Origin of the sequence: Bacillus sp. FSL H8-0534, from assembly GCF_038005885.1 — a bacterium.
Taxonomy (GTDB): Bacteria; Bacillota; Bacilli; order Bacillales; family Bacillaceae_G; genus Bacillus_A; species Bacillus_A pseudomycoides.
Genome location: NZ_JBBOUC010000001.1, coordinates 4435309 through 4460802 on the forward strand (window position 1 = coordinate 4435309; position 25494 = coordinate 4460802).

The following is a 25494-nucleotide window of genomic DNA, read 5'->3' on the forward strand; positions in this document are numbered from 1 at the left end:
AATGTATGAATAAGGGTCAGCGCCATATTAAAATCAGAGAAATTATCGCGAATAAAGAAATTGAAACGCAAGATGAACTAGTTGATATTTTACGTAATGAAGGCTTTAATGTAACGCAAGCAACTGTATCGCGTGACATTAAAGAGTTGCACTTAGTAAAAGTGCCATTGCATGATGGTCGCTATAAATATAGCTTACCAGCAGATCAACGATTTAACCCGTTGCAAAAATTAAAACGTAATCTAGTCGATTCGTTTGTAAAGTTAGACACAGCAGGACATATGCTTGTGTTAAAAACATTACCTGGTAACGCGCACGCGCTTGGAGCACTTATTGATCATTTAGAATGGGATGAGATTATTGGAACCATTTGTGGTGATGATACTTGCTTAATTATTTGCCGTACGCCTGAGGATACAGGTGTTGTATCAGATCGTTTCTTAAATATGTTGTAACAAAAGAATCTTGTTTACTCTTTTGCTAAAAGCAGAAAGTAAACAAGATATTTTTTATTCTAGGAAAAATAGATGAATGTGAAGTGAAATATGGTGTTTTTCTAGAATGAAGTTAGGAAATCGATGGATTGACCCGTAAAACGAATGTTTGGTACAATGGAGCGGGCTAGAAGAGTAATTTATACATACAATATATATGATAAACGCAGAGTGAAAAGCGCTTAGCGAAAGCCCTTTTTAGGGGATTAGTTTATAACGAGGTGAATGGGGCATTGTTATCGGAATTATCGATTAGAAACTTTGCTATTATTGAGTCATTAAATATTTCTTTTCAAAAAGGTTTAACAGTTTTAAGTGGTGAAACAGGTGCCGGAAAATCAATTATTATTGATGCAATCAGCTTACTTGTTGGTGGCCGCGGTTCAGCAGAATTTGTTAGATATGGAACAGAAAAAGCTGAAATTGAAGGTTTATTTTATATAGAGGATGATAAACATCCATGTATTACGAAAGCTGAAGAGCTGGACATTGAAATTGAAGATGGGATGATCATTTTAAAACGTGACATCGCTGCGAATGGAAAAAGTGTATGTCGTGTAAATGGTAAACTTGTTACATTGAGTATATTAAAAGAAATTGGGAAAACACTTGTTGATATTCATGGACAACATGAAACGCAAGATTTGATGAATGAGGAACGCCATTTGTTTATGCTCGATCATTTTGATGGGGATCGTATCGTGAACCAATTAGAAATATATCAGGGCGTATACGGTGAGTATGAGCAGTTAAAAAAACAACTGAAATCCTTAACAGAGAATGAACAGCAGATGGCACATCGCTTAGATTTAATTCAATTCCAGCACGAAGAAATTCGTAAAGCGGATTTGAAAGTCGATGAAGAAAATGAATTGACGGAAGAGAGATTAAAAATCTCTAATTTCGAAAAGATTTATAAAGCGCTTGGTGATGCATACCGTTCGTTAAGCGAAGATGGTAGTGGACTTGATCATGTGCGAAATGCGATGGGACAAATGGAGAGTATTACACACCTAGATGAGGCGTATCAAGAGAACCATGATTCGATTGCAAATAGCTACTACTTATTAGAAGAGGTTGCCTATCAGCTCCGTGAAAGATTAGATATAATGGAATATGACCCGAATCGTTTAGATGAAATTGAAACGCGTTTAAATGAAATTCGTATGCTAAAGAGAAAGTATGGAAATACTGTAGAAGAGATTTTAGCGTATGCTGATAAAATAGAGCAAGAAATTTTTACAATCGAAAATAAAGATGTACATATTGAAACGACGAAAAAGAAATTAAAAGAATTAGAAAGTGTAATTTTGAAGGAAGCAACAATATTGAGCAATATGCGTCATCAACTTGCAGATCGTCTTACGAACGCAATCCACCAAGAATTAAAAGAATTGTATATGGAAAAAACGAAATTTGAAGTGAGGATTAAGAAAAGAGAAGGAAGCCATGATGATCCATTTCTAGAAGGGACACCAGTGAAACTTACGGCAGATGGATACGATCATGTGGAATTTTATATTTCAACAAATCCAGGTGAACCATTAAAACAACTTTCAAAAGTAGCTTCTGGTGGAGAGTTATCTCGTATTATTTTAGCTCTGAAAAGTATCTTTTCTAAGCATCAAGGTGTTGCATCGGTCATTTTTGATGAAGTAGATACGGGAGTGAGTGGCCGAGTGGCACAAGCGATTGCGGAAAAAATTTATCGTGTATCTGTAAACTCACAAGTACTTTGTATTACGCACTTACCTCAAGTAGCATCAATGGCGGATTCACATTTATTTATCCGTAAACAAGTTGCGAATGATCGGACGATTACATCAGTTACTGTATTAAGTACAGAGGATAAGGTAACGGAGATTGCTCGAATGATTTCTGGCGTGGAAATTACCGATTTAACGACGGAACATGCGAAAGAGTTACTTACGCAAGCACATCGTTTTAAACAGACAGCAGAGGCTATCCAATAATGGATAGCTTTTTTGCTCAAATGACGATTTCTTGATTCTTCCGGTTATAAACAAAGCGTTGCAAGGAGAAATTAAAAGATGAAGTCGTTAGGCTGAATGTGGGGTAGGAGCGAGGAGAGTGAATGAATTGAAATTAGAGCAATTCCGAAAAATAATAGGTCTTTGCCTCCTTGTTTCATTAATTTTTATTGGATGTTTTAAACCGCTTCGTACGTTTATTTCATCCCCGAAGCAACTCGTTATTTTTGAGGGTCAACAATCCGAAATAGCATCATTTCCAGTTTTCCAGGCTTCATCGACAAATCATCATGTTTTTACAGTGAGTTCAAATAAAGAACAGAAATCTGGACTTGTAGTAAATTCGCATCAAAATGGTGAAGCGGATATGGTTTTTCAACTTGCTGGATTTCCAGTAAAAAAGGTAAATGTGAAAGTATTAAAAGATTTTAAAGTGATTCCAGGCGGGCAATCAATTGGAGTGAAATTGAATACAAAAGGTGTACTTGTTGTTGGACATCATTTAATTCAAACAGAGAGAGGGAAAGTATCGCCTGGAGAAGTGGCTGGTGTACAAGTTGGGGATATGATTACCGAAATTAATGGAAAAATAATTGAAAGAATGAGCGATGTGGCACCTTTTATTCATGATAGCGGAAAAACAGGTGAACCGCTTAACCTCGTCTTATTACGAGATGGTAAGTATATTCATACGAAACTAACACCAGAAAAAGATAATGGTGAATCGTCTTATCGGATTGGCTTATATATTCGTGATTCAGCTGCTGGTATTGGAACGATGACTTTTGTTCATCCGGATTCGATGAAATATGGAGCGCTTGGTCATGTTATTTCTGATAATGATACGAAAAAACCAATTCAAGTAGAAGATGGACAGATTGTTCGTTCGACAGTTACTTCTATCGAACGCGGTAGTCATGGAAATCCAGGAGAAAAATTAGCAAGATTTTCACCGGATCGTGAAGTGATTGGTAATATTACAACAAATAGTCCTTTTGGTATTTTTGGTAAATTAAATACAGGTATAAAAAATGGCATAATGGATGAAGCAATGCCGATTGCATTATCTCATCAAGTGAAAGAAGGGCCAGCGAAAATATTAACAGTTATCGATCAAGATAAAGTAGAGGCATTTGATATTGAAATCGTAAGCACGGTACCACAAAAGTTCCCAGCTACAAAAGGAATGGTTGTAAAAGTTACAGACAAACGTTTGTTGGCTAAAACAGGTGGTATTGTTCAGGGGATGAGTGGTAGTCCGATTGTTCAAAATGGAAAAATGATTGGTGCTGTTACACATGTATTTGTGAATGACCCAACTTCAGGGTATGGTGTCCATATTGAATGGATGTTACATGAAGCTGGAATTAATATTTATGAGCAAGAGAAAAAAGCAAGCTGATTAACATCAGCTTGCTTTTTTCTTGAGAAATTCGTTGAAATTTTGTAAAAGTTCCGCAAGAGCTGTTTTTTGTTGTAAAATAAAAGAAAAGAGTGAACGTTTCGTTGTAAACCTATGATGGAATGTGTAAAGAAAGAAAATAAATGAACGATAAACATATTTTTTTGTGATTTTATCGGAAATTAAGAAACTTTAAAAGGGAAATTTCACACAATTGTCGAACAATTCATGTAGCCTAGAAGCTTACACATGTCGGGAGAATCGATTCGGTAAGGGAGGAAAAGCTGTGGAGAAAATTAAAGTGTGTCTTGTGGATGATAATAAGGAACTAGTATCAATGCTAGAAAGTTATGTTGCTGCTCAAGATGATATGGAAGTAATCGGAATTGCTTATAATGGTCAAGAGTGTTTGAATTTACTGAAGGAGAAACAACCTGATGTACTTGTTTTAGATATTATTATGCCACATTTAGATGGTTTAGCGGTGCTGGAAAAAATGCGTCATATTGAACGACTAAGACAGCCGAATGTGATTATGTTAACGGCATTTGGACAAGAAGATGTGACGAAAAAAGCAGTTGATTTAGGTGCTTCTTATTTCATTTTAAAGCCATTTGATATGGAAAATTTAACGGGTCATATTCGTCAAGTAAGCGGTAAAACGAATACTACAATTAAACGTCCACTACCATCTTTCCGATCTGCAACAACAGTAGATGGAAAACCGAAGAATCTAGATGCGAGTATTACAAGCATTATTCACGAAATTGGTGTACCAGCTCATATTAAAGGATATATGTATTTGCGAGAGGCAATTTCTATGGTATATAACGATATCGAGCTTCTTGGTTCTATTACGAAAGTCTTATACCCGGATATTGCGAAAAAATATAATACGACAGCAAGCCGTGTGGAACGCGCAATCCGTCATGCGATTGAAGTAGCGTGGAGTCGTGGGAATATTGATTCAATCTCGTCCTTATTTGGCTATACTGTATCGATGTCAAAAGCAAAACCTACGAATTCCGAATTCATCGCAATGGTTGCAGATAAGTTGAGGCTTGAACATAAGGCTTCGTAAGTGTTGTTGTATCAAGATGTTAAGTGTATTTCATAACAAAATTTAATAGCCGATGAATTACGTATGTAAGCAATAAAGTACGTAGATAATTGGCGGTTAATTTAAAAACCTTCTATTTATTGGATTGAAATTTTTATTCTAATAGCTAGGAGGTTTTTTGTTGTATGAACAACTTTCAGATGAATGTTGAAAACTTTTTACTTCATTGTAATGCAAAGTATCTAAGTAGGAAAATAATTCGGTCATATGACCAAACGTTGAAGTTATTTGCTTCATATTTAGAAAGAGAATTAAAGATTATGGATGTTGATAAGGTAAAACCTCTTCATATTCGGACGTATATTAAATATTTAAAATAATTATTTCTGCAATGGTAGGGATGTGCGAGAGTAGAGGCGTTAATGTTTCCGATATTATGATAGATGTCCAAGAAGTATTTCAAGAAGCCGCGATTTAATTCGTGGTTTTTATTTTTACAATAAAAAAGAACGCCTAGTGTGAGGGTTTTGGCGTTCCTTTTCTTTATTTGATAATTTGATTACAAATCCGCGTGAGTATCTTGTGCTACAATACCACCGTGGTCTCCAATACTTGCACCAGTGTTTCCATCAGCTAAGCCCCAAGGTTGTCCATGGTCATAAGCAGGTGCGGGTGTATCGCCTCCATTATCGGCAGGTGCAGGTGTATCACCTATATTTAATGCTAAATCAGGTCTTTGAGGTGCAGGTGTGTCACCTTTGTTCAATGACGAAAATCCTGGGTTGTTGCTAACACCAAAAGTCATAATTCCAGCTAATGCTAATCCTGTTATTGTTAATCCAATCTTTTTCATTACTTTAACGCCCCTTTAGCTAATAATTTTTTTCTCGCTTCATTACTCATGTAGAAATATTTGCTTGATTTTAAATGGTTTTCCTCAGCATAAAATTTATTTGCTAGTCGTTCGGTGTATTCCTCAATACAATCCCATAGTTCTTCTTTCCTAAAGTATGAAAATCTTGCCAATATAGCAGTTTCTAATTCTAGAGTATCGGATGAATTGTTTGATTTTTCTGAAATCTTAAAGCGATATTGATACTCTTTGTTTTCTAACTCGTTACAGATATTTAAGCCTTTTTCGATTAATTGAGATGCGATTTCCGTTTCACCTAATTTTATATTTTCATCAGCTTGTAAATATAAAGCTTTAAAATGGTTTGGCATATTTTCCGTAACTTCTGATAAGTGACGAATTGCTAAAGATGAAAGATTTTGATTCGCATACATTAATCCGATGTTATTTCTAACACGTAGTAGTAATGTTTTTTCATTTTTCTTGTTTAGGCTATCTATAGCAGTGTTAAATCTTTCTTCGGCTTGTTCAAATTGTCTTAAATCTATACAAGATAGCCCGAAAATGTTATCACATAAAGCTACATTGATTTCGTAGCCCACATGTTTAGAAAATATATCTTTTGCCATTCGTATGTGGTCAATTACTAAAAGTGGTTTGTAAACTTGATAATAGAACGAAGCCAAACGATAATTAAACTCCGCTTCCTCTAATTCGTTGGATACAACATACATTAATAGCTTTTCTGCTTTTTCAAAATGTTCTCTCGCTTCATTGTAGTCTGCAAGAATTGTGCTGTGAACTGCTTTGAAGAAGTGGTAATAATAAGAAAGAAAGCTGTTATTAGGTATTTTGAAGGAATTAATTTTATCGAAGCTATCTTTTGTGATGTTAAGTCCATCTGTTAATACTTTATATCTAAAATCTAGTAACGAATAATATAATGATAAATGTTCATCTTCCTTGATATTGGAAAGTCTATCTTCTATTTCTTGTTTTAACTTTGTTGCCTGTATATTTTGTTGTGACAACATAGATTGATACCAGTCATTTAGCAACTTTGTAACCTGTTCATTCCCCTTCATTTGAACGTTCATGAAATCCCCTCTACTTTTTGAATATTCTTATAAATAATAATAGCAAGAATAAGATGTAAAGAAATTAAGTTTACATATTTCTCGATATTTGTGTAACAATTTTATGTTCAATTAGATAACTGACCATATTCATTCCACCTGTTTAGTAAATTCAAATATTTGGCACAGTAAAATAACTCAACACAGTATAATTTTCTTATAAAATACTGTATAAAGAAGGAAGGTCAATAAATTTTGAGGTGGGGGTCTTACTGCCCGTGAATAGCGGGATAAATATGTTCCTGAAGTTTATGTAAGAATCTGCTTATGATATTATGATATATATGGGTGGAAATATGGTGAATAGAGAAAATAAACAGTCCTGCAAAACAGGACTGGATTATTCTTCATCTTTATTTTGTTTTTCTAGCTCAACTAACTTTTGAACTAAAATGTGCTGCGGCATATGCATAATTTGCTCAAGTGGAACACCTAGAGCTTTTGATAAACGAATTGCAGTATCCGGAGAAATTTGTAATGGTTTCATAGAAGTACCTCCTTTTTCGTATAGTATAGCATAAGATTGGGGGAGTGAGGATGACTCTTATATTCGCGCACCGCGGTGCGGCGGGGGCGTATCCAGAAAATACAATGATTTCATTTAAAGCTGCGGAATCGTTTCAGGCAGACGGGATAGAATTAGATGTTCAATTTACGAAGGATAAAAAAGTTGTTGTGATTCATGATGAAACTGTCAATCGTACAACGAATGGAAAAGGTGCCGTTCGTAATTACTTATATGAAGATTTGCGAAAATTGGATGCGAGTCACCAGTTTTCGGAAAAGGTAGGTTTTTGCAAAATTCCTTTATTAGAAGAAGTGCTAGAATGGCTAAAATCGAATTGTTTGTTGCTCAATATTGAATTTAAAAATAATAAAATTCCATATTGTGGTTTAGAAGAAGAAGTTATAACACTTATACGAAAGTTTGGTCTAGAAGATCGTGTTATTTTTTCTTCTTTTAATCATTACAGTATGAAAAGATGTCATATGATGGCTCCGGATATTCAAACGGCCATTTTGTATCGAGAAGGTTTACATAGCCCGTGGGCGTATGCGCGAAAAATGGGGGCTACTGCGATTCATCCGAACTATCGTTATCTTCAGGATGCAATAGCTGAATTAACAATGGAGAGCGGAGTTGAAGTGCGGCCTTATACAATTAATGATGAAACTGTTATGCGTAAGTATTTTGATATGAACATATCGGCGATTATTACTGATTATCCAGAAGCAGCGAGAGTGTTATTACAAGCGAAAAAATGAGACCTTTCATTAGAAGGGTCTCATTTTTATGTTCTTTTATCTTCTGAAACGAGCTTGTACTTTGTTTCGTTTACGATCACGATGTACAACAAAGCCTCCAAAGATATAAAAACCGATTGCAAAGCAGAATACACCTATTAAAAATTGTAACCATAATACAGGGATTGGAGATAAAAGAATACCAAATACAGTATCTCTCATCAATTTTATACCTAGCACTGCTAATGAGATGGGGATGAGTGCTAATAGAAGAGCAAGGTAACGCTGCATAGATAATGCTCCTTTTCAGATAATTTTGTATATATCAAATGATGTTATATAGAAAGGGGATTTGTCAAGTGATTGCTGAACGAGTAAGATAAAGGTGTGAAAAATCTTGCAGAGATACTTCGAGAGGAAGTGGGATGTGTGAAACAAAAAGTATTAATTATTGGAGCGGGCGAAGGTGGAAGTACGATTCTTGGTTTGCTGCAAAATTCGAATATATTTAAAGTCGTTGGGGTTATCGATATAAATCCGAATGCAAAAGGATTACAGATTGCGCAAGAACAAGGTATTGCGGTTGGAGAAGATTTAGATTCTTTTCTTACAGTGGATGTGGATGTAATTTTTGATATGAGTGGTGATTACCATTTACATAAGGTTTTATTCGCAAAAAAGCAAGAAAATACACTCCTTATACCAGGGGATGTTGCGAAGATTGTTACGAAGTTGGCACATGAGAAAGAGAATTTAATTGAAAAACTGAAAGGCCAAACGCAGCAAGGAAATTTGATTTTAAATTCTACTCATGATGGAATGATTGTCATTGATTCAGAAGGTTATGTGAAATTATTTAACAAAAGTGCAGAACGTATAACGGGTTATAAAGCGAAAGAAGCGACTGGGAAATATATTTTAGAAGTAATTCCGACTAGTAAGTTACTTCGTATTATACGAACGAAACAAATAGAAGTAAATCATGAATTGACGTTAGGAAATGAAAAGAAGATTATTACAACGCGTATTCCTATTTTAAAAGAAGATGGAGAGGTGCAAGGGGCATTTGCAATTTTTAAAGATATTACGGAAGTTGTAGATTTAGCGGAAGAAGTTACAGATTTAAAAGAAATTCAAACCTTATTGGAAGCGATTATTTATTCATCTGAGGAAGCGATTTCTGTTGTAGATGAGAAAGGAAGAGGTCTTGTCATCAACCCTGCTTATACAAAGTTAACAGGCCTTACAGAGGATGACATAATTGGAAAACCTGCAACGACTGATATTGTAGAGGGGGAAAGTATGCATATGAAAGTACTTCGGACGCGTAGGGCGGTACGAGGGATTCATATGAAAATTGGTCAGAAAAAACGAGATGTCATTGTAAATGTCGCACCGGTTATTGTTGATGGTATATTGAAAGGTAGCGTTGGTGTTATTCGTGACGTATCCGAAATTCAAAAATTAACGCATGAATTAAACCGGGCAAGACAAATTATTCGGACGCTAGAAGCGAAATATTCTTTTGAGGATATTGTAGGAACGTCTGATGAAACGATGGCTGCAATAGAGCAAGCAAAGCTGGGAGCAAACACACCAGCAACCGTATTACTTCGCGGGGAGTCAGGGACTGGTAAAGAGTTATTTGCGCACGCTATTCATAACGGGAGTAATCGGAAATACAATAAGTTTGTTCGTGTAAACTGTGCTGCTATCTCGGAAACTTTATTGGAAAGTGAATTGTTTGGTTACGAAGAAGGAGCTTTTTCTGGTGCGAAAAGAGGTGGTAAAAGAGGTTTCTTTGAAGAAGCAAATAATGGGAGTGTTTTTTTAGATGAGATTGGGGAACTGTCTGCGAATACGCAAGCGAAATTATTGCGCGTTTTGCAGGAAAAAGAAATTGTAAAAGTTGGAGGAACAAAACCAATTCCTATTAATGTTCGGGTGATTGCAGCGACGCATGTAAATTTAGAAAAAGCAATTTTGGAAGGTGAATTCAGAGAAGATTTATATTATCGCCTAAATAAAATTCCAATTCAAATTCCGTCTCTTCGTCAGCGAAAGGCAGATATTCCAGCTATATCAGAACGATTGATTCAAAAAATTAATCAAGATTATGGCCGGAATGTAGAAGGGTTAACAGAATCGGCTATTGAATATTTGCGATCGTATGATTGGCCGGGGAATGTCAGGGAGCTTGAGAATATTTTGGGACGGGCGATTATTTTTATGAACTATAATGAGATGTATATTGATGTACATCATTTGCCTTCTTTGCATAAGGAAGACCAAGTGGAATTAAAAGGAAATAATTTATTGCCGGAATTAGAAGAAAAGCCCCTTGAACATTTGGTTACGGAGTTTGAAGGGAACATCATACATGAATATTTAGAGAAGTTTGGTGGGAATAAAACAAAGACAGCGAAAGTGTTAGGAATCTCAGTTCGAAATTTATATTACAAGTTAGAAAAGTATGACCATGCAAAAAATAGCATGCAATAAATTGCGTACCATGCAATTTATTGCATGGTACGCAAAAAACAACGATTTAAGACAGAATATTATGTAATTTTCCAAAGTACTGATTTCACTGTATTTTGTATGCGTTTTCATAATTGGTATGACCAATTTGAAAAGTTGGCACGATATTTGCTTATTAAATAGACGAGGGACGACGGAAAGGGTTGATTACAAGATATGAAGTTAAAACACTTAATTGATCAAGCAGCAGGGCAGCCTAAAAAAACTGTGGCTGTAGCAGTGGCTGAAGATCATGAAGTAATTGAAGCAGTAGCTAAGGCAATTCAATTACAGTTAGCTCAATTTCGTCTATATGGAAATCAAGAAAAAATTATGGGTATGCTACAAGAGCATGACTTACAAGTTTCAGAACACGTTCAAGTGATTGCGACATCATCAAGTGCTGAGGCCTCGGAACTTTCTGTTAAAGCTGTAAGAAATGGTGAAGCAGACGTACTTATGAAGGGGAACATCCCAACAGCAAGTATTTTAAAAGCAGTATTAAATAAAGAGTGGGGACTTCGCAAGGGTAGTGTGTTATCACATGTTGCAGCGTTTGAAGTTCCAAATTACGATCGCTTTATCTTTGTTACAGATGCAGCGATGAACATTGCACCTGATGTAGGGCAAAAAGCTGCTATTATACAAAATACTGTTGAAGTTGCCCGGGCAATAGGAATCGAATTGCCAAAAGTGGCTCCGATTGCAGCGGTGGAAGTTATTAATCCAGCGATGCAGGCGACAATCGATGCAGCGATGTTAACCCAAATGAATCGTCGTGGACAAATTAAAGATTGTATCGTTGATGGACCGCTTGCTTTAGATAATGCTGTATCACAAATTGCAGCAGAGCACAAAGGCATAGTAAGTGATGTAGCAGGTAAGGCAGACATTTTACTCGTCCCAACGATTGAAGCTGGAAACGTGCTATATAAATCGCTTGTCTATTTTGCAAATGCAAATGTAGGAGCGATGATTGCTGGCGCAAAAGCACCGATTGTTTTAACATCTCGTGCAGATTCAGCAGAAACAAAAGTATATTCATTAGCTTTAGCAGTTGCGACTGCTTCTAAATAAACCAAAAGGGTAAAACAATTAGGGGGAAATGACAATGACATTAGAAATCTTCGAATACTTAGAAAAATATGATTATGAGCAAGTAGTATTTTGTCAAGATAAAGAATCTGGATTAAAAGCAATCATTGCAATTCATGATACAACACTTGGACCGGCCCTTGGTGGAACAAGAATGTGGACATATGATTCTGAAGAAGCGGCGATTGAAGATGCATTGCGTCTTGCAAAAGGGATGACATATAAAAACGCAGCAGCTGGTTTAAACCTAGGTGGTGCAAAAACAGTTATCATCGGCGATCCACGTAAAGATAAAAGTGAAGCAATGTTCCGTGCATTAGGACGTTACATCCAAGGTTTAAACGGGCGTTATATTACTGCAGAAGATGTTGGTACAACTGTTGATGATATGGATATTATCCACGAAGAAACTGATTTTGTGACAGGTATTTCACCTTCATTCGGTTCTTCTGGTAACCCATCTCCAGTAACTGCTTATGGTGTTTACCGCGGTATGAAAGCAGCAGCGAAAGAGGCGTTTGGTACAGACAGCCTAGAAGGTAAAGTAATTGCTGTTCAAGGTGTTGGTAACGTAGCATATCACCTATGCAAACATTTACACGCTGAAGGTGCACAACTAATCGTTACAGATATTAATAAAGAAGCGGTACAACGTGCAGTAGAAGAATTTGGTGCAACAGCAGTTGAACCAAATGAAATTTACGGTGTAGAATGTGACATTTATGCACCATGCGCATTAGGTGCAACAGTAAATGACGAAACAATTCCACAACTTAAAGCAAAAGTAATTGCAGGTTCTGCAAATAACCAATTAAAAGAAGATCGTCACGGTGACGCAATCCATGAAATGGGAATTGTATACGCACCAGACTATGTAATTAATGCAGGCGGTGTAATTAACGTAGCAGATGAATTATATGGATACAATAGAGAACGTGCATTAAAACGTGTAGAGTCTATTTATGACACAATTGCAAAAGTAATTGAGATTTCAAAACGTGATGGTGTACCAACTTATGTTGCAGCAGATCGTCTAGCTGAAGAGCGTATTGCAAGCTTGAAAAATACTCGTAGCACGTTCTTACGCAACGGCCATGACATTATTAGCCGTCGCTAATCTATCATATACAACTTCTACAAAAGCTGTGGTTACCTCTTACGAGGTTTCCACTTCCTTTTGAATTTATAGGTGGAGGTAGCAACATTGTCCTTAAATCGAATCCTTGTTATTAATCCGGGTAGTACATCCACAAAAATAGGTGTTTTTGATAATGAAAGACCCGTTTTAGAAGAAACCATTCGTCATGATGTGGATAAAATCGGTAAATATAAACGAATTATTGATCAATATGAATTTCGAAAAGAAACAATTTTAGAGGTTTTACATTCTCACGGTATTAATATTTCGAAATTAAACGCTGTTTGCGGCCGCGGGGGATTACTTCGTCCCATTGAAGGTGGTACGTATACAGTGAACGAAGCAATGTTAGAAGATTTGAAAAATGGATATAGCGGTCATCACGCTTCAAATCTTGGAGGTATTTTGGCGTATGAAATCGCTTCAGGATTAAATATTCCAGCATTTATTGTCGATCCAGTTGTTGTTGATGAAATGGATCCAATTGCTCGTATTAGTGGTATTTCTGGCATGGAGCGAAAAAGTATTTTTCATGCGTTAAACCAAAAAGCTGTGGCGCGTAAAGTTGCAGAGGAACTTGGTCGTAAATATGAAGATTTAAACCTATTAATTGCGCACATGGGTGGCGGGATAACGGTTGGTGCTCATAAGCAAGGAAAAGTTATTGATGTAAATAATGGTTTGAATGGTGAAGGTCCATTTAGTCCAGAACGTGCTGGAACAGTGCCGGTTGGACAGTTAATAGAAATGTGTTTCTCAGGTGAGTATTACCGCGATGAAATGATGAAAAAGATTGTTGGACAAGGCGGATTAGTAAGCCTTATTGGTACAAACGATGCAATTAAAGTTGAGAACATGGTTGAGAAAGGTGATCCTGAGGCAACACTTATTTATAAAGCGATGGCATATCAAGTTGCAAAAGAAATCGGCGGAGCTAGCGCGGTTCTTCATGGGAAAATAGATGCAATCGTTTTAACAGGAGGACTCGCATATAGCAAAATTCTTGTTGATGAGATCAAGGAGCGCGTTCATTGGATTGCTGATGTGATTGTGCATCCAGGTGAAGATGAATTACAAGCATTAGCAGAAGGGGCACTTCGTGTATTACGTGAGGAAGAAGCTTCAAAAGAGTATGTTGTACGAGAAAAAGAAACGGTAGCTAGGGGTTGAGATAATGGCAAAAGAATATGATTTAGTCATCGTTGGCGGCGGTACTGGCGGATATGTTGCTGCTATTCGTGCATCACAATTAGGGCTAAAAACAGCGCTTGTTGAAAAAGATAATCTTGGTGGCACTTGTTTACACAAAGGTTGTATTCCTAGTAAAGCATTGCTGCGCAGTGCTGAAGTATATGCAACGGCGAAAAAGAGTGAAGAGTTTGGCGTTGTAACGAGCAATGTAGAGTTGAACTTTGCTAAAGTGCAAGAGCGTAAAGAAAAGATTGTAACGCAGCTTCATAAAGGCGTTCAGCATTTAATGAAGCAAGGTAAAATTGATGTGTTTGAAGGTATCGGCCGCATTCTTGGACCTTCTATCTTCTCTCCAATGCCGGGAACAATTTCGGTTGAATTTGCAAGTGGAGAAGAGAATGAAATGTTGATTCCTAAAAATGTGCTTATTGCAACAGGTTCTCGTCCAAACTCTTTACCAGGGTTAGAACTAGATGGAGAATACGTAATGTCATCGGATCATGCCCTAAAAATGGAAACGCTTCCGGAATCAATTATCATTGTTGGTGGTGGCGTAATTGGAATTGAGTGGGCATCTATGCTTGCTGATTTCGGTGTTGAAGTTACCGTATTAGAATATGCAAAACATGTCTTACCGCTTGAAGATCAAGATGTTTCGAAAGAAATGCAACGTCTCTTGAAGAAAAAGGGAATTAAAGTGGTAACAGGTGCAAAAGTATTACCAGAAACATTGGTAAAAGATAATGGAGTAGCAATTCAAGCCGAACACAATGGTGAAAATAAAGAATTCAAGGCAGAAAAAATGCTTGTATCTGTAGGAAGACAAGCCAATACGCAAAATATCGGCTTAGAGAATACAGATATCATTGTGGAAAAAGGATACATTCAAACAAATGAGTTTTATCAAACGAAAGAATCACATATTTATGCAATTGGTGATGTAATTGGCGGTTTACAACTTGCACACGTTGCTTCTCATGAAGGTATTGTTGCTGTAGAACATATTGCTGATAAAGAAGTTATGCCAATCGATTACTCTATGGTATCGAAATGTGTATACAGTAGTCCAGAAGTAGCTTCTGTTGGTTTAACAGAACAGGAAGCAAAAGAAAAAGGCTATAAGTTAAAAGTAGGTAAGTTCTCATTCCGTGCAATCGGAAAAGCACTTGTATATGGAGAATCAGATGGTTTTGTGAAACTTGTAGTTGATGAAGAAACAAATGATATTCTCGGTGTTCATATGATTGGCCCACATGTAACGGATATGATTTCTGAAGCGGGTCTTGCAAGAGTACTTGATGCAACACCTTGGGAAGTTGCACATACAATTCATCCGCATCCATCATTATCAGAAGCAATTGGTGAAGCTGCATTAGCAGTAGATGGAAAAGCGTTACACGCATAAAAATGTGGATTTAGGAGGTTATGAAAATGGCAGAAGTAAAAGAAAAGCGCCATGAAGAGCTTGGCTTAAGTGATGAGCAAGTAGTAGAAATGTATCGTACGATGTTGCTTGCACGTAAAATTGACGAACGTATGTGGCTGTTAAACCGTGCAGGGAAAATTCCATTCGTAATTTCTTGTCAAGGACAGGAAGCTGCACAAGTAGGCGCAGCATTTGCACTTGATCGTGAAAAAGATTATGCATTACCATACTACCGTGATATGGGTGTAGTACTAGCGTTTGGTATGACAGCAAAAGAGCTTATGTTGTCTGGCTTTGCAAAAGCAGGAGATCCAAACTCTGGTGGCCGTCAAATGCCTGGTCACTTCGGTCAGAAGAAAAACCGTATTGTGACAGGTTCATCACCAGTTACAACACAAGTGCCTCATGCAGTAGGCATTGCACTAGCAGGGAAGATGGAAAAGAAAGATTTAGTAACGTTTGTTACCTTCGGTGAAGGCTCTTCTAACCAAGGTGACTTCCACGAAGGTGCTAACTTTGCTGGCGTACACAAATTGCCTGTTATTTTCATGTGTGAGAATAACAAATATGCAATTTCTATCCCTGTTGAAAAGCAATTAGCATGTAAAAATGTATCAGATCGTGCAATTGGTTACGGTATGCCAGGATACACAGTGGACGGAAATGACCCACTTGCAGTATATAAAGCTGTAAAAGAAGCAGCGGATTGTGGCCGCCGCGGCGAAGGTCCAACTTTAATTGAAACAGTATCATATCGTTTAACAGCACACTCTAGTGATGACGATGATCGTGTATATCGTGATAAAGAAGAAGTAGAAGAAGCGAAGAAAAAAGATTCCATCTTTACATTTGCTGCTTACTTAAAAGAGGTTGGCGTGTTAACAGAGGAATCTGAAAAACAAATGTTAGATGAAATTATGCATATCGTAAACGAAGCAACAGAATATGCAGAAAATGCTCCGTATGCAGCACCTGAAGATGCATTGAAGCACGTATACGCAGAATAGGGGGGAACGTTTCATGGCTGTAATGTCTTATATTGACGCGATTACATTAGCAATGCGCGAGGAAATGGAACGCGATGAGAAAGTATTTGTATTAGGAGAAGACGTTGGTAAAAAAGGTGGCGTATTTAAAGCGACAAATGGATTATATGATCAATTTGGTGAAGATCGTGCGCTTGATACACCGCTTGCAGAATCTGCAATTGCAGGGGTAGCAATCGGGGCAGCGATGTACGGAATGCGTCCAATTGCTGAAATGCAATTCGCTGATTTTATTATGCCAGCAGTAAACCAAATTGTTTCTGAGGCAGCAAAAATTCGTTACCGTTCTAATAATGACTGGACTTGTCCGATCACTGTGCGTGCACCATTTGGTGGCGGCGTTCACGGTGCATTGTATCACTCGCAGTCTGTAGAAGCAATGTTTGCAAACCAACCAGGTTTAAAAATTGTTATTCCTTCTACACCATATGATGCAAAAGGATTATTAAAAGCGGCAATTCGTGATGAAGATCCAGTACTATTCTTTGAACATAAACGTGCATATCGTTTAATTAAAGGCGAAGTACCAGAAGATGATTATGTATTACCAATCGGAAAAGCAGATGTAAAACGTGAAGGTGATGATATTACTGTCATCACATATGGATTATGTGTTCACTTTGCTCTTCAAGCTGCTGAAAAATTAGCGAAAGATGGCATTTCTGCTCACATTCTTGATTTACGTACTGTATATCCATTAGATAAAGAAGCGATTATTGAAGCAGCTTCTAAAACAGGTAAAGTTCTTCTTGTAACGGAAGATAACAAAGAAGGAAGCATTATAAGTGAAGTAGCAGCAATTATTGCAGAAAATTGCTTATTTGACCTTGATGCACCAATTGCACGTCTTGCAGGTCCAGACGTTCCAGCAATGCCATATGCACCAACAATGGAAAAATTCTTTATGGTAAATCCAGATAAAGTTGAAAAAGCAATGCGTGAACTTGCGGAATTTTAATCGGGGGGACTATACATGGCTGTAGAAAATATCACAATGCCTCAGCTTGGGGAAAGTGTAACGGAAGGTACAATTAGTAAATGGCTCGTAAATGTTGGCGATCACGTAAATAAATATGATCCGCTTGCAGAAGTAATGACAGATAAAGTAAACGCAGAAGTACCATCTTCTTTCACAGGAATTGTGAAGGAGTTAGTCGCTGCTGAAGGTGATACACTTGCTGTAGGTGAAGTCGTTTGTGTGATCCAAGTAGAGGGCGCGGATGAGGTAGCTGCGACAGCTGTAGAAGAGAAAACAAAAGAGGAACCAAAAACAGAAGTGGCTTCAACTGAAAAAGCACCAAAAGTGAAGCAACCAACTGATGGCAAACCTCGTTTCTCACCAGCTGTATTAAAACTTGCAGGTGAGCATAATATTGATTTAGATGCAGTAGAAGGTACGGGTGCAAATGGTCGTATTACACGTAAAGATATTCTGAAGCTTGTGGAATCTGGAAACATTCCGGTAGTTGGTGCGAAGAAAGAAGCAGCACCTGTATCTATGCAGGCATCACAAGAAGCACCAAAAGTGACTGCACCATCAGCTCCAAAAACAGAAGCGGCAAAACCTGTATCTGTACCGACAGTACCTGGCGATATTGAGATTCCGGTAACAGGTGTACGTAAAGCAATTGCTGCGAACATGCTGCGTAGTAAGCACGAAGCACCTCACGCTTGGATGATGATTGAAGTAGATGTAACAAATCTTGTATCATACCGTAATTCAATTAAAGGCGAATTTAAAAAGCGTGAAGGCTTCAACTTAACATTCTTTGCATTTTTCGTTAAAGCAGTTGCACAAGCATTGAAAGAATACCCACAAATTAACTCAATGTGGGCTGGTGACAAGATTGTTCAAAAGAAAGATATTAACCTTTCTATCGCTGTTGCAACAGAAGATGAATTATTTGTACCAGTTATTAAACAAGCAGATGAGAAAACAATTAAAGGTATTGCTCGTGAAATTACTGAACTTGCAGGAAAAGTTCGTACAAAATCATTGAAAGCAGACGAAATGCAAGGCGGTACATTTACAATTAATAACACAGGATCATTTGGTTCTGTTCAATCTATGGGTATTATTAACCATCCACAAGCTGCTATTTTACAAGTAGAATCTATTGTAAAGCGTCCAGTTATTATGGATAATGGTATGTTCGGTGCACGCGACATGGTTAACCTATGTTTATCCCTTGATCATCGTGTACTGGATGGCTTAATTTGTGGTAAATTCTTAGGACGTGTAAAAGAAATTCTTGAAAATGTATCAGAGAATAATACGTCTGTATATTAATAAAAAGCTCGCGTCTGCGAGCTTTTTACTTTAGAAAAAATATATTTCTTCACTTTTTATCCCACAATAAAAAATGCCTTCCATTAATGTGACAATGAATAATAATGTATTATGAATTTACGAAAATACATTGCTGATATCCAGTATATAGATATACAATAAGAAAAGAATATTTTTTTGGAAAATCTTACTGATGAAACTGTAGTATAATGTATTGTATTGTTTAAAAAAGAAAGTTATTCTATATAAGTATTTTATAGATTAATGTGCAATCAGTCGTCAAAATATAAAGAATGTTGACTCCTGGTTTTTTATTTTGCCTTAACAATGTTTCAGGAGGATGTCATGAAGAGAAGTACCGAATTTCTAAAAAGTTTAGATGTAAAATTAATTTTAATTTTGTGTATATTATGCGTCACGAGTATAGCTGCCATATATAGCAGTCAACAAACAGGACAATATGGAAATTCAAATTTTGCAATGAAACAAGGGATTAACTATGTAATCGGTATTGTTTTATTACTACTTGTTGCAAGTATTGATTTAGATCAACTGCAAAAATTAGCGTGGCCATTTTATATTGTTGGGTTTGCTTCGATTATTATACTTAAGATTTCACCATTTAAAGCTTTAACCCCTGAAATATTAGGGGCAAAAAGATGGTTTAAAGTCCCAGTTCTTGGGGCGATCCAGCCATCAGAGTTTTTCAAAATTGCGTTGCTTATTTTAGTTGCTAGTTTAGCAGTCAAGCATAATGAAAAATATATGGTACGGACTTTTCAAACGGACTTAAGATTAATAGGTAAAATTATTTTAGTATCGATTCCACCTGCTCTACTTGTATATAGTCAGCCTGATACAGGGATGGTTTTCCTATATGCTGCAGGGATTGCATGTATTTTGTTTATGTCAGGTATTCAAAAGAAATTAATTGCAATATGTACAGTTATTCCACTGACCATATTGTCCACGTTAGTATTTATATTTTTGAAATACCCAGATATTTTTTTCAACAAATTGGTTACTTTACTAAAGCCGCATCAACAGTCACGAATTTTGGGTTGGTTGGATCCATTTGAGCACGTGGATCAAGGTTATCAAACACAACAATCGATTTTAGCGGTTGGTAGTGGGGGAATGGATGGAAAAGGATTTGGATATGGAAGTGTATATATTCCTGAAAAGCATACCGATTTCATTTTTGCTACAATTGCTGAAGAAGGTGGATTTTTAATTGCAGCTTTTGTTGTATTTATGTTCCTGCTTCTTTTATATCGAACAATTATAATTGGGTATTCAGCAGATAATTTGTTCGGTACATTATTATGTGCTGGAGTAATTGGTGTTTTAACATTACAAATTTTCCAAAACGTTGGTATGATTGTTGGATTAATGCCGGTAAAAGGAATTGCGCTTCCGTTTTTATCATATGGAGGAAGTTCCTTATTCTCGAATATGATGATGATGGGGCTCGTCTTATCGGTACGGAAAACATACAAAAAGTATATGTTTTCAGTTAGTTAATTTTTATGTGAAAAGGCTGATTCGTTTTCATGCGAATCGGTCTTTTTTGTATAGATGATCTTAATCATCACAAACTAAAGGGAGTGTGAAAGTTTGTGATGATTAAGGAGTGCAAATTCATGCATATGCATATTTTTGAGGGAGCACATCATCTTTCTCATATAGAATGGATGATTCGAGCTATAATAGCATATATCTTTCTAATTATTGTTGCCAAAGCAATGGGACAACGCTCCATTGCACAACTCCGCTTCTTAGATGTGGTATTAGTTTTATTGTTAGGTGGAAATATTTCCAATGCACTATCCGATGAAAAAGTGGGTTTAACAGGCTCGATGATTACAACTTTTATGCTCGTTGTTCTTCATATCATAAGTTCGATTTTAATGTTGAAATGGGATCGGTGGAGACGTTTTTTAGAACCAGCTCCGGTTATTCTCATACATAATGGTTCAATCGATTTTAGCAATTTGAAAAAAGCAAGAATTACGGTAGAGTATTTATTTTCTGAACTACGCTTACAAAATATTAGTGATATTAAAACAATAAAATTAGCATTATGGGAAGCAAGTGGTGTTGTTTCGGTATTTCAGTATCCAGAATATGAAACGGTATCTCGGCTGGATATGAAAGTAGCTGGTAAAAAATCACCTATTTCATTTATTCTTGTAAAAGACGGGAAAATTCAAAAGGATGTGCTTACTTTATTGGGGAAAACGGAAACATGGGCAAAGGAGGAATTATCAAAAAAAGTATCAATTGAATTGATTCAATTAGCAACGATAGATGAAATGGAAAAAATAAATATTTTGTTAAAAAAATGAAATGAATACGCATTTTACCATCTTATGCATATGATACAATAGTGTGGACAACGAAATAAAAAAAGAAGGGTTTGTTTCGATGGGATATGTAGAGGAGTTACGAAAAGTAGTTGGTCATCGCCCTTTAATTTTAGTTGGTGCTGTTGTTCTCGTATTAAATGAAGGTGGACATGTTTTATTACAACAACGAACAGAACCGTATGGAAAATGGGGATTGCTTGGTGGTTTAATGGAGCTTGGAGAATCCACAGAAGAGACAGCTTGCCGTGAAGTATATGAAGAAGCAGGAATTTATGTGAAAAATTTAAAACTCATTAATGTGTTCTCTGGAGCTAATTACTTTATAAAATTAGCGAATGGTGATGAATTTCAATCTGTAACGACTGCTTATTATACAAATGAATATGAAGGTTTGCTAGCTGTCAATAAAGAGGAAGCGGTTCAGCTTAAATTCTTTCCCGTTACAGAATTGCCTGAGTATATTGTAGGATCACATAAAAAAATGATTGAAGCATATGAGAAGATAGAAAAAGAAAGTAGAAATAATATATAATAGCTATAGAAATACAAAAACACAGTTCTGGTTGGTAGTCCAGACGCATACTAGTATGTCAGTAACCTTCCCCTCCGGGATGTCCAGTATTTCTAATTTTTTTCTAAGGAGGGGCTGTCGATGAAATTGACAGTATATCATGATGGTCAGTTTTTTGTAGGAATGATTGAGGATACACATAAAGGGATTTTGTATGCAGCGAGGTATATTTTTGGTGCTGAGCCATCAGACGAAGAGATACTTGTATTTGTAAATAATACGTTGCTAACGTATTTTAATCACTTTGCCAAATGCGGTGTTAAAGTGGAAGAGAAAAAGCGTCCGAAAAGTATAAAACGTATCATAAGAGAAGCTGCAAAAGAAATGCATACAAAAAGCTTTACGAAGGCACAAGAGGCAATTAGTTTATCTTATGAATTGCATAAGCAAGAAAAGCGAGTGCAATCTAAGGAACAGCGTGAAGCAGAAAAGCAGAAAAAACGCCTTATCAAAGTGCAAAAAGCAAAACAAAAGCATCGCGGACATTAAGAAAAAACGTCTTAGGACACTTGTTCTAGGACGTTTTTTCTATACGCATAAGAAGAATACAAGTAAGTTTACTTGTATTTCTAAAACGGTAACTGGTAAGATACAGAGAGAGAGATCTAGAGGAGGGAAAACATTGATTAACTTTAACTTTTTTATGAATGATGTTGTCCGTCAAGCGCGTGAAGAAATTGTTTCCGCTGGATATACAGAATTAACAACACCATCCGCAGTTGATGAGGCATTTCAGCAAACAGGTACGACACTTGTAATGGTAAACTCAGTATGCGGTTGTGCAGGTGGTATTGCTCGCCCTGCTGCTGCGCATTCCGTACATTATGATAAACGTCCAGATCACCTTGTAACAGTATTTGCGGGGCAGGACAAAGAGGCAACAGCACGTGCACGTGAATATTTTGAAGGATATCCACCATCTTCTCCGTCTTTCGCATTATTAAAAGATGGAAAGATTGTAACGATGGTTGAACGCCATGAAATCGAAGGCCATGAGCCAATGCAAGTCATTGCAAAATTACAATCGTACTTTGAAGAGAATTGTAAAGAGGTTTAATAGAAAATAAAAAAACGGTACATACACTTATAAGTGTATGTACCGTTTTTTTATTTTGTTCCATTTATTAGGATGTTTGTGAGCAGTAAAATCCTGATTGGTGAGGGCTAATAATCAATAGAAGTTAAAGAAAGTCCCCCTCTGATTAAAGTTGCACTTTATTAGGAGGTGAAGTTAATAACATTTGTTTATAATCATTTGTAATGAGAGGGAATATACATGAAATGTATATTTTATACACTAATCTATACATTAATTAACCTAGAAAAACCGTTTTAATAGAATTTGTATTTTAATTTTATTTTAATTGTTGCATAAAAATAAAATTACTGCTACAATACAAACATCGAATAAAAATTCTATAAAACTTTTAAATATACATTATTAGGGGGAGAAATATGAAGAAGTTATTATCAATTTCATTTGCACTTATTTTAATAATAAGTATGTTTAGTGCTTGTAGTAAGGGAGAAACAAAGGAATCGAATACGAAGAAAGATAAGAAAGTACTCGTTATGGGTACTTCAGCAGACTATAAACCTTATGAATATGTGGAAGCTTCAAAGAGTGATGAAATTATCGGTTTTGATGTTGATATTGCAAAGTATATTGGGAAAGAACTTGGTTATGAAGTGAAAGTGAAAGATATGGATTTTGGAGGATTATTAGCATCGCTTAGCTCGGGGAAAGTTGACTTTGTTATGGCTGGTATGACACCAACTCCAGAACGTAAGGGAAATGCGGATTTTACAGATATTTATTTTGTTGCTAAAAACATGATTGTTTCGAAAAAGGATTCAGGTATTAAGTCATTACAAGATTTGGAAGGTAAAAAAGTAGGGGTACAAACAGGTTCTATTCAAGAAGAAAAAGCGAATGAATTTAACAAGCAAGTGAACTTCCAGGCGGAGGGGCGTGACCGTATACCAGAAATCGTACAAGAAATTCAGGCTGGACGTTTTGATGCTGCTATTTTAGAAGATACAGTTGCTAAAAATTATTTAGAAAAAATCAAAGGTTTACAAGGAATTGAAATTCAGGAAGCTCCAGAAGAAGTAGGAGCAGCAATTGCCCTTCCGAAAAATAGTGACAAAACAGCAGAATTTAATAAAGTGATTAAGAAGATGCAAGAAAATGGTGAAATGGACAAATTAGTGAAGAAATGGTTTGGCAGCAAAAAATAAGCTGCCTTTCTCTTTTCTGTGAGAGGAATGACAAAAGATGAACTTAGATTTTTCGGCAATTACTCCGTCGATACCATATATATTAAAGGGACTAGAAGTTACACTGAAAATTGTAGCAGTATCTGCTTTAGTTGGTTTTATACTTGGAACGTTATTAGCACTTTGTAAAATTGCTAGAGTAAGAGTGTTAAATATCGCTGCTGATTTATATACATCGATATTTCGTGGTACACCACTTGTCTTGCAATTAATGATTATTTATTTCGGTGTTCCGCAAATGATTGGATATGATATACCAGCATTTTTAGCAGCAGTACTTGCATTTAGTTTAAATTCGGGTGCATATATGTCAGAGGTAATTCGTGCAGGAATTCAGGCTGTTGATAAAGGACAGACAGAAGCTGCGATGGCTCTCGGTGTTCCATATAGAAAAATGATGAAAAATATTATTTTACCACAAGCATTAAAAAATATATTACCAGCGCTTGTGAACGAATTTGCAACACTTACGAAAGAGTCGGCAGTAGTGACAGTAATTGGTGCGACTGATTTAATGCGCCGTGCATATATTGTAGGCGGTGAAACGTTTAAATATCTTGAACCGTTACTATTTGTCGGACTTGTTTACTATATTCTAGTAATTATTCTTACATTAGTCGGGAAAGCAATTGAAGGGAGAATGAAGAAAAGTGATTAAAATTGAAAACCTTCATAAATCATTTGGACAAAATGAAGTACTAAAAGGAATTACGACAACAATCGAAAAGGGCGAAATTGTTGCGATTGTTGGACCGTCTGGGTCAGGAAAATCAACATTTTTACGTTGTATGAACGTACTAGAAACACCTACAAATGGTCACATTTGGATTGGGAATAAAGAAGTGACCAATCCAAAAACAAATATTATGAGTGTTCGTGAAAATGTTGGAATGGTGTTTCAACATTTTCACTTATTCCCTCATATGACAGTATTAGAAAATATTATGTACGCACCAGTAAATGTAAAAGGTGTGGCAAAACCAGAAGCAGAGAAAAAGGCGAAGGAACTTCTTGAAAAGGTAGGATTGCTCGATAAAAAGGATGCATATCCAAACCGTCTTTCAGGTGGACAAAAGCAGCGTGTAGCTATTGCTAGAGCATTGGCAATGGAACCGGAAGTTATGCTTTTTGATGAACCAACATCGGCACTAGATCCTGAAATGGTAAAAGAAGTATTAGAAGTAATGAAATCTTTAGTGACTACAGGAATGACAATGGCAATTGTGACACATGAGATGGGATTTGCAAAAGAAGTAGCTGATCGTGTGCTCTTTTTAGATGGTGGAAAGCTTGTTGAAGATACAAGTCCAGAACAGTTTTTTACAGAACCAAAAAGCAAACGCGCACAAGAATTTTTACAAAAAATATTGTAACATGTAAAAGTTAC

26 protein-coding genes are annotated in these 25494 nt (G+C 36.4%); 22 read left to right on the forward strand and 4 right to left on the reverse strand.

The features are described 5' to 3' along the window. The first annotated feature begins 5 nt into the window (after positions 1–5). The 5 genes from argR (at position 6) to MHH71_RS22655 (ending at position 5327) form a co-directional block, all read left to right on the forward strand. Positions 6–455 carry an arginine repressor ArgR gene (gene argR / locus MHH71_RS22635; protein WP_001032579.1) on the forward strand — a complete coding sequence of 150 codons (450 nt, stop codon included), beginning with the start codon at positions 6–8 and terminating at the stop codon, positions 453–455. Positions 456–727: 272 nt separating this feature from the next. Next, positions 728–2467, forward strand: a complete 1740-nt coding sequence (gene recN / locus MHH71_RS22640) for a DNA repair protein RecN (RefSeq protein WP_018766169.1) — start codon at positions 728–730, stop codon at positions 2465–2467. A 118-nt stretch (positions 2468–2585) separates the two neighbouring features. Next, entirely contained in the window at positions 2586–3887 is a 1302-nt protein-coding gene (spoIVB, locus tag MHH71_RS22645) for a SpoIVB peptidase (RefSeq protein ID WP_006095950.1), read from the forward strand. Positions 3888–4173: 286 nt separating this feature from the next. Continuing rightward, positions 4174–4968 carry a sporulation transcription factor Spo0A gene (gene spo0A, locus MHH71_RS22650; protein ID WP_003208448.1) on the forward strand — a complete coding sequence of 265 codons (795 nt, stop codon included), beginning with the start codon at positions 4174–4176 and terminating at the stop codon, positions 4966–4968. Positions 4969–5132: 164 nt separating this feature from the next. Next, positions 5133–5327, forward strand: a complete 195-nt coding sequence (locus MHH71_RS22655; protein WP_018780786.1) for a hypothetical protein — start codon at positions 5133–5135, stop codon at positions 5325–5327. A gap of 179 nt (positions 5328–5506) precedes the next feature. On the opposite strand, the gene MHH71_RS22660 is transcribed toward MHH71_RS22655, so the two are convergent. From MHH71_RS22660 to MHH71_RS22670, 3 genes are all read right to left on the reverse strand, one after another. Then, positions 5507–5800 carry a hypothetical protein gene (locus tag MHH71_RS22660; RefSeq protein ID WP_003208446.1) on the reverse strand — a complete coding sequence of 98 codons (294 nt, stop codon included), beginning with the start codon at positions 5798–5800 and terminating at the stop codon, positions 5507–5509. After that, complete coding sequence (locus MHH71_RS22665; protein WP_006095951.1) at positions 5800–6897, reverse strand: response regulator aspartate phosphatase; 1098 nt, start codon at positions 6895–6897, stop codon at positions 5800–5802. Before MHH71_RS22665 ends, MHH71_RS22660 begins: the two co-directional genes overlap by 1 nt. 379 nt (positions 6898–7276) lie before the next feature. After that, positions 7277–7423, reverse strand: coding sequence for a YycC family protein (locus MHH71_RS22670; protein ID WP_003200201.1), 147 nt, complete (start codon positions 7421–7423; stop codon positions 7277–7279). A 50-nt stretch (positions 7424–7473) separates the two neighbouring features. Here MHH71_RS22670 and MHH71_RS22675 point away from each other — a divergent pair, with 50 nt between their 5' ends. Next, positions 7474–8202 carry a glycerophosphodiester phosphodiesterase gene (locus MHH71_RS22675; protein WP_006095952.1) on the forward strand — a complete coding sequence of 243 codons (729 nt, stop codon included), beginning with the start codon at positions 7474–7476 and terminating at the stop codon, positions 8200–8202. A 36-nt stretch (positions 8203–8238) separates the two neighbouring features. Here the strand turns inward: MHH71_RS22675 and MHH71_RS22680 are convergent, their stop codons facing one another. Next, the gene (locus MHH71_RS22680) at positions 8239–8472 is read right to left on the reverse strand and encodes a DUF2627 domain-containing protein (RefSeq protein WP_003200204.1); all 234 of its coding nucleotides are present in this window, start codon (positions 8470–8472) and stop codon (positions 8239–8241) included. A gap of 138 nt (positions 8473–8610) precedes the next feature. Between MHH71_RS22680 and MHH71_RS22685 the strand changes: the two genes are divergently transcribed. The 16 genes from MHH71_RS22685 (at position 8611) to MHH71_RS22760 (ending at position 25480) form a co-directional block, all read left to right on the forward strand. Further along, positions 8611–10683 carry a sigma-54 interaction domain-containing protein gene (locus tag MHH71_RS22685; RefSeq protein ID WP_033796409.1) on the forward strand — a complete coding sequence of 691 codons (2073 nt, stop codon included), beginning with the start codon at positions 8611–8613 and terminating at the stop codon, positions 10681–10683. A 195-nt stretch (positions 10684–10878) separates the two neighbouring features. Next, positions 10879–11778 (forward strand): phosphate butyryltransferase, encoded by a 900-nt coding sequence (gene yqiS, locus MHH71_RS22690; protein WP_006095954.1) that lies wholly within the window; start codon positions 10879–10881, stop codon positions 11776–11778. 34 nt (positions 11779–11812) lie between these two features. Continuing rightward, positions 11813–12913, forward strand: coding sequence for a leucine dehydrogenase (locus tag MHH71_RS22695; RefSeq protein WP_018766146.1), 1101 nt, complete (start codon positions 11813–11815; stop codon positions 12911–12913). Positions 12914–13000: 87 nt separating this feature from the next. After that, on the forward strand, positions 13001–14104 hold the full coding sequence (gene buk / locus MHH71_RS22700; RefSeq protein ID WP_018780791.1) for a butyrate kinase: 1104 nt from the start codon (positions 13001–13003) through the stop codon (positions 14102–14104). A 4-nt stretch (positions 14105–14108) separates the two neighbouring features. Next, positions 14109–15530: a dihydrolipoyl dehydrogenase gene (gene lpdA, locus MHH71_RS22705; protein ID WP_003200196.1), complete on the forward strand. Its 1422-nt coding sequence runs from the start codon at positions 14109–14111 to the stop codon at positions 15528–15530. Positions 15531–15556: 26 nt separating this feature from the next. Further along, positions 15557–16558, forward strand: coding sequence for a 3-methyl-2-oxobutanoate dehydrogenase subunit alpha (gene bfmBAA / locus MHH71_RS22710; protein WP_033799098.1), 1002 nt, complete (start codon positions 15557–15559; stop codon positions 16556–16558). 13 nt (positions 16559–16571) lie between these two features. After that, positions 16572–17555: a 3-methyl-2-oxobutanoate dehydrogenase subunit beta gene (gene bfmBAB, locus MHH71_RS22715; RefSeq protein ID WP_003200187.1), complete on the forward strand. Its 984-nt coding sequence runs from the start codon at positions 16572–16574 to the stop codon at positions 17553–17555. A gap of 15 nt (positions 17556–17570) precedes the next feature. Continuing rightward, entirely contained in the window at positions 17571–18887 is a 1317-nt protein-coding gene (locus MHH71_RS22720; RefSeq protein ID WP_006095956.1) for a dihydrolipoamide acetyltransferase family protein, read from the forward strand. Positions 18888–19232: 345 nt separating this feature from the next. Beyond that, the gene (locus tag MHH71_RS22725) at positions 19233–20411 is read left to right on the forward strand and encodes an FtsW/RodA/SpoVE family cell cycle protein (RefSeq protein WP_018780792.1); all 1179 of its coding nucleotides are present in this window, start codon (positions 19233–19235) and stop codon (positions 20409–20411) included. Positions 20412–20530: 119 nt separating this feature from the next. Next, positions 20531–21235, forward strand: a complete 705-nt coding sequence (locus MHH71_RS22730) for a DUF421 domain-containing protein (RefSeq protein WP_018766141.1) — start codon at positions 20531–20533, stop codon at positions 21233–21235. A gap of 79 nt (positions 21236–21314) precedes the next feature. Continuing rightward, positions 21315–21788 (forward strand): NUDIX hydrolase, encoded by a 474-nt coding sequence (locus MHH71_RS22735; protein WP_018766140.1) that lies wholly within the window; start codon positions 21315–21317, stop codon positions 21786–21788. A 120-nt stretch (positions 21789–21908) separates the two neighbouring features. Further along, on the forward strand, positions 21909–22316 hold the full coding sequence (locus MHH71_RS22740) for a YjdF family protein (protein ID WP_006095958.1): 408 nt from the start codon (positions 21909–21911) through the stop codon (positions 22314–22316). Between the two features lie 154 nt (positions 22317–22470). Beyond that, positions 22471–22884: a BrxA/BrxB family bacilliredoxin gene (locus MHH71_RS22745; protein WP_006095959.1), complete on the forward strand. Its 414-nt coding sequence runs from the start codon at positions 22471–22473 to the stop codon at positions 22882–22884. 398 nt (positions 22885–23282) lie between these two features. After that, the gene (locus MHH71_RS22750) at positions 23283–24068 is read left to right on the forward strand and encodes a transporter substrate-binding domain-containing protein (RefSeq protein WP_003200151.1); all 786 of its coding nucleotides are present in this window, start codon (positions 23283–23285) and stop codon (positions 24066–24068) included. 37 nt (positions 24069–24105) lie between these two features. Then, on the forward strand, positions 24106–24765 hold the full coding sequence (locus MHH71_RS22755) for an amino acid ABC transporter permease (protein WP_003200153.1): 660 nt from the start codon (positions 24106–24108) through the stop codon (positions 24763–24765). Next, on the forward strand, positions 24758–25480 hold the full coding sequence (locus tag MHH71_RS22760) for an amino acid ABC transporter ATP-binding protein (protein ID WP_033799093.1): 723 nt from the start codon (positions 24758–24760) through the stop codon (positions 25478–25480). Before MHH71_RS22755 ends, MHH71_RS22760 begins: the two co-directional genes overlap by 8 nt. Positions 25481–25494 lie beyond the last annotated feature (14 nt).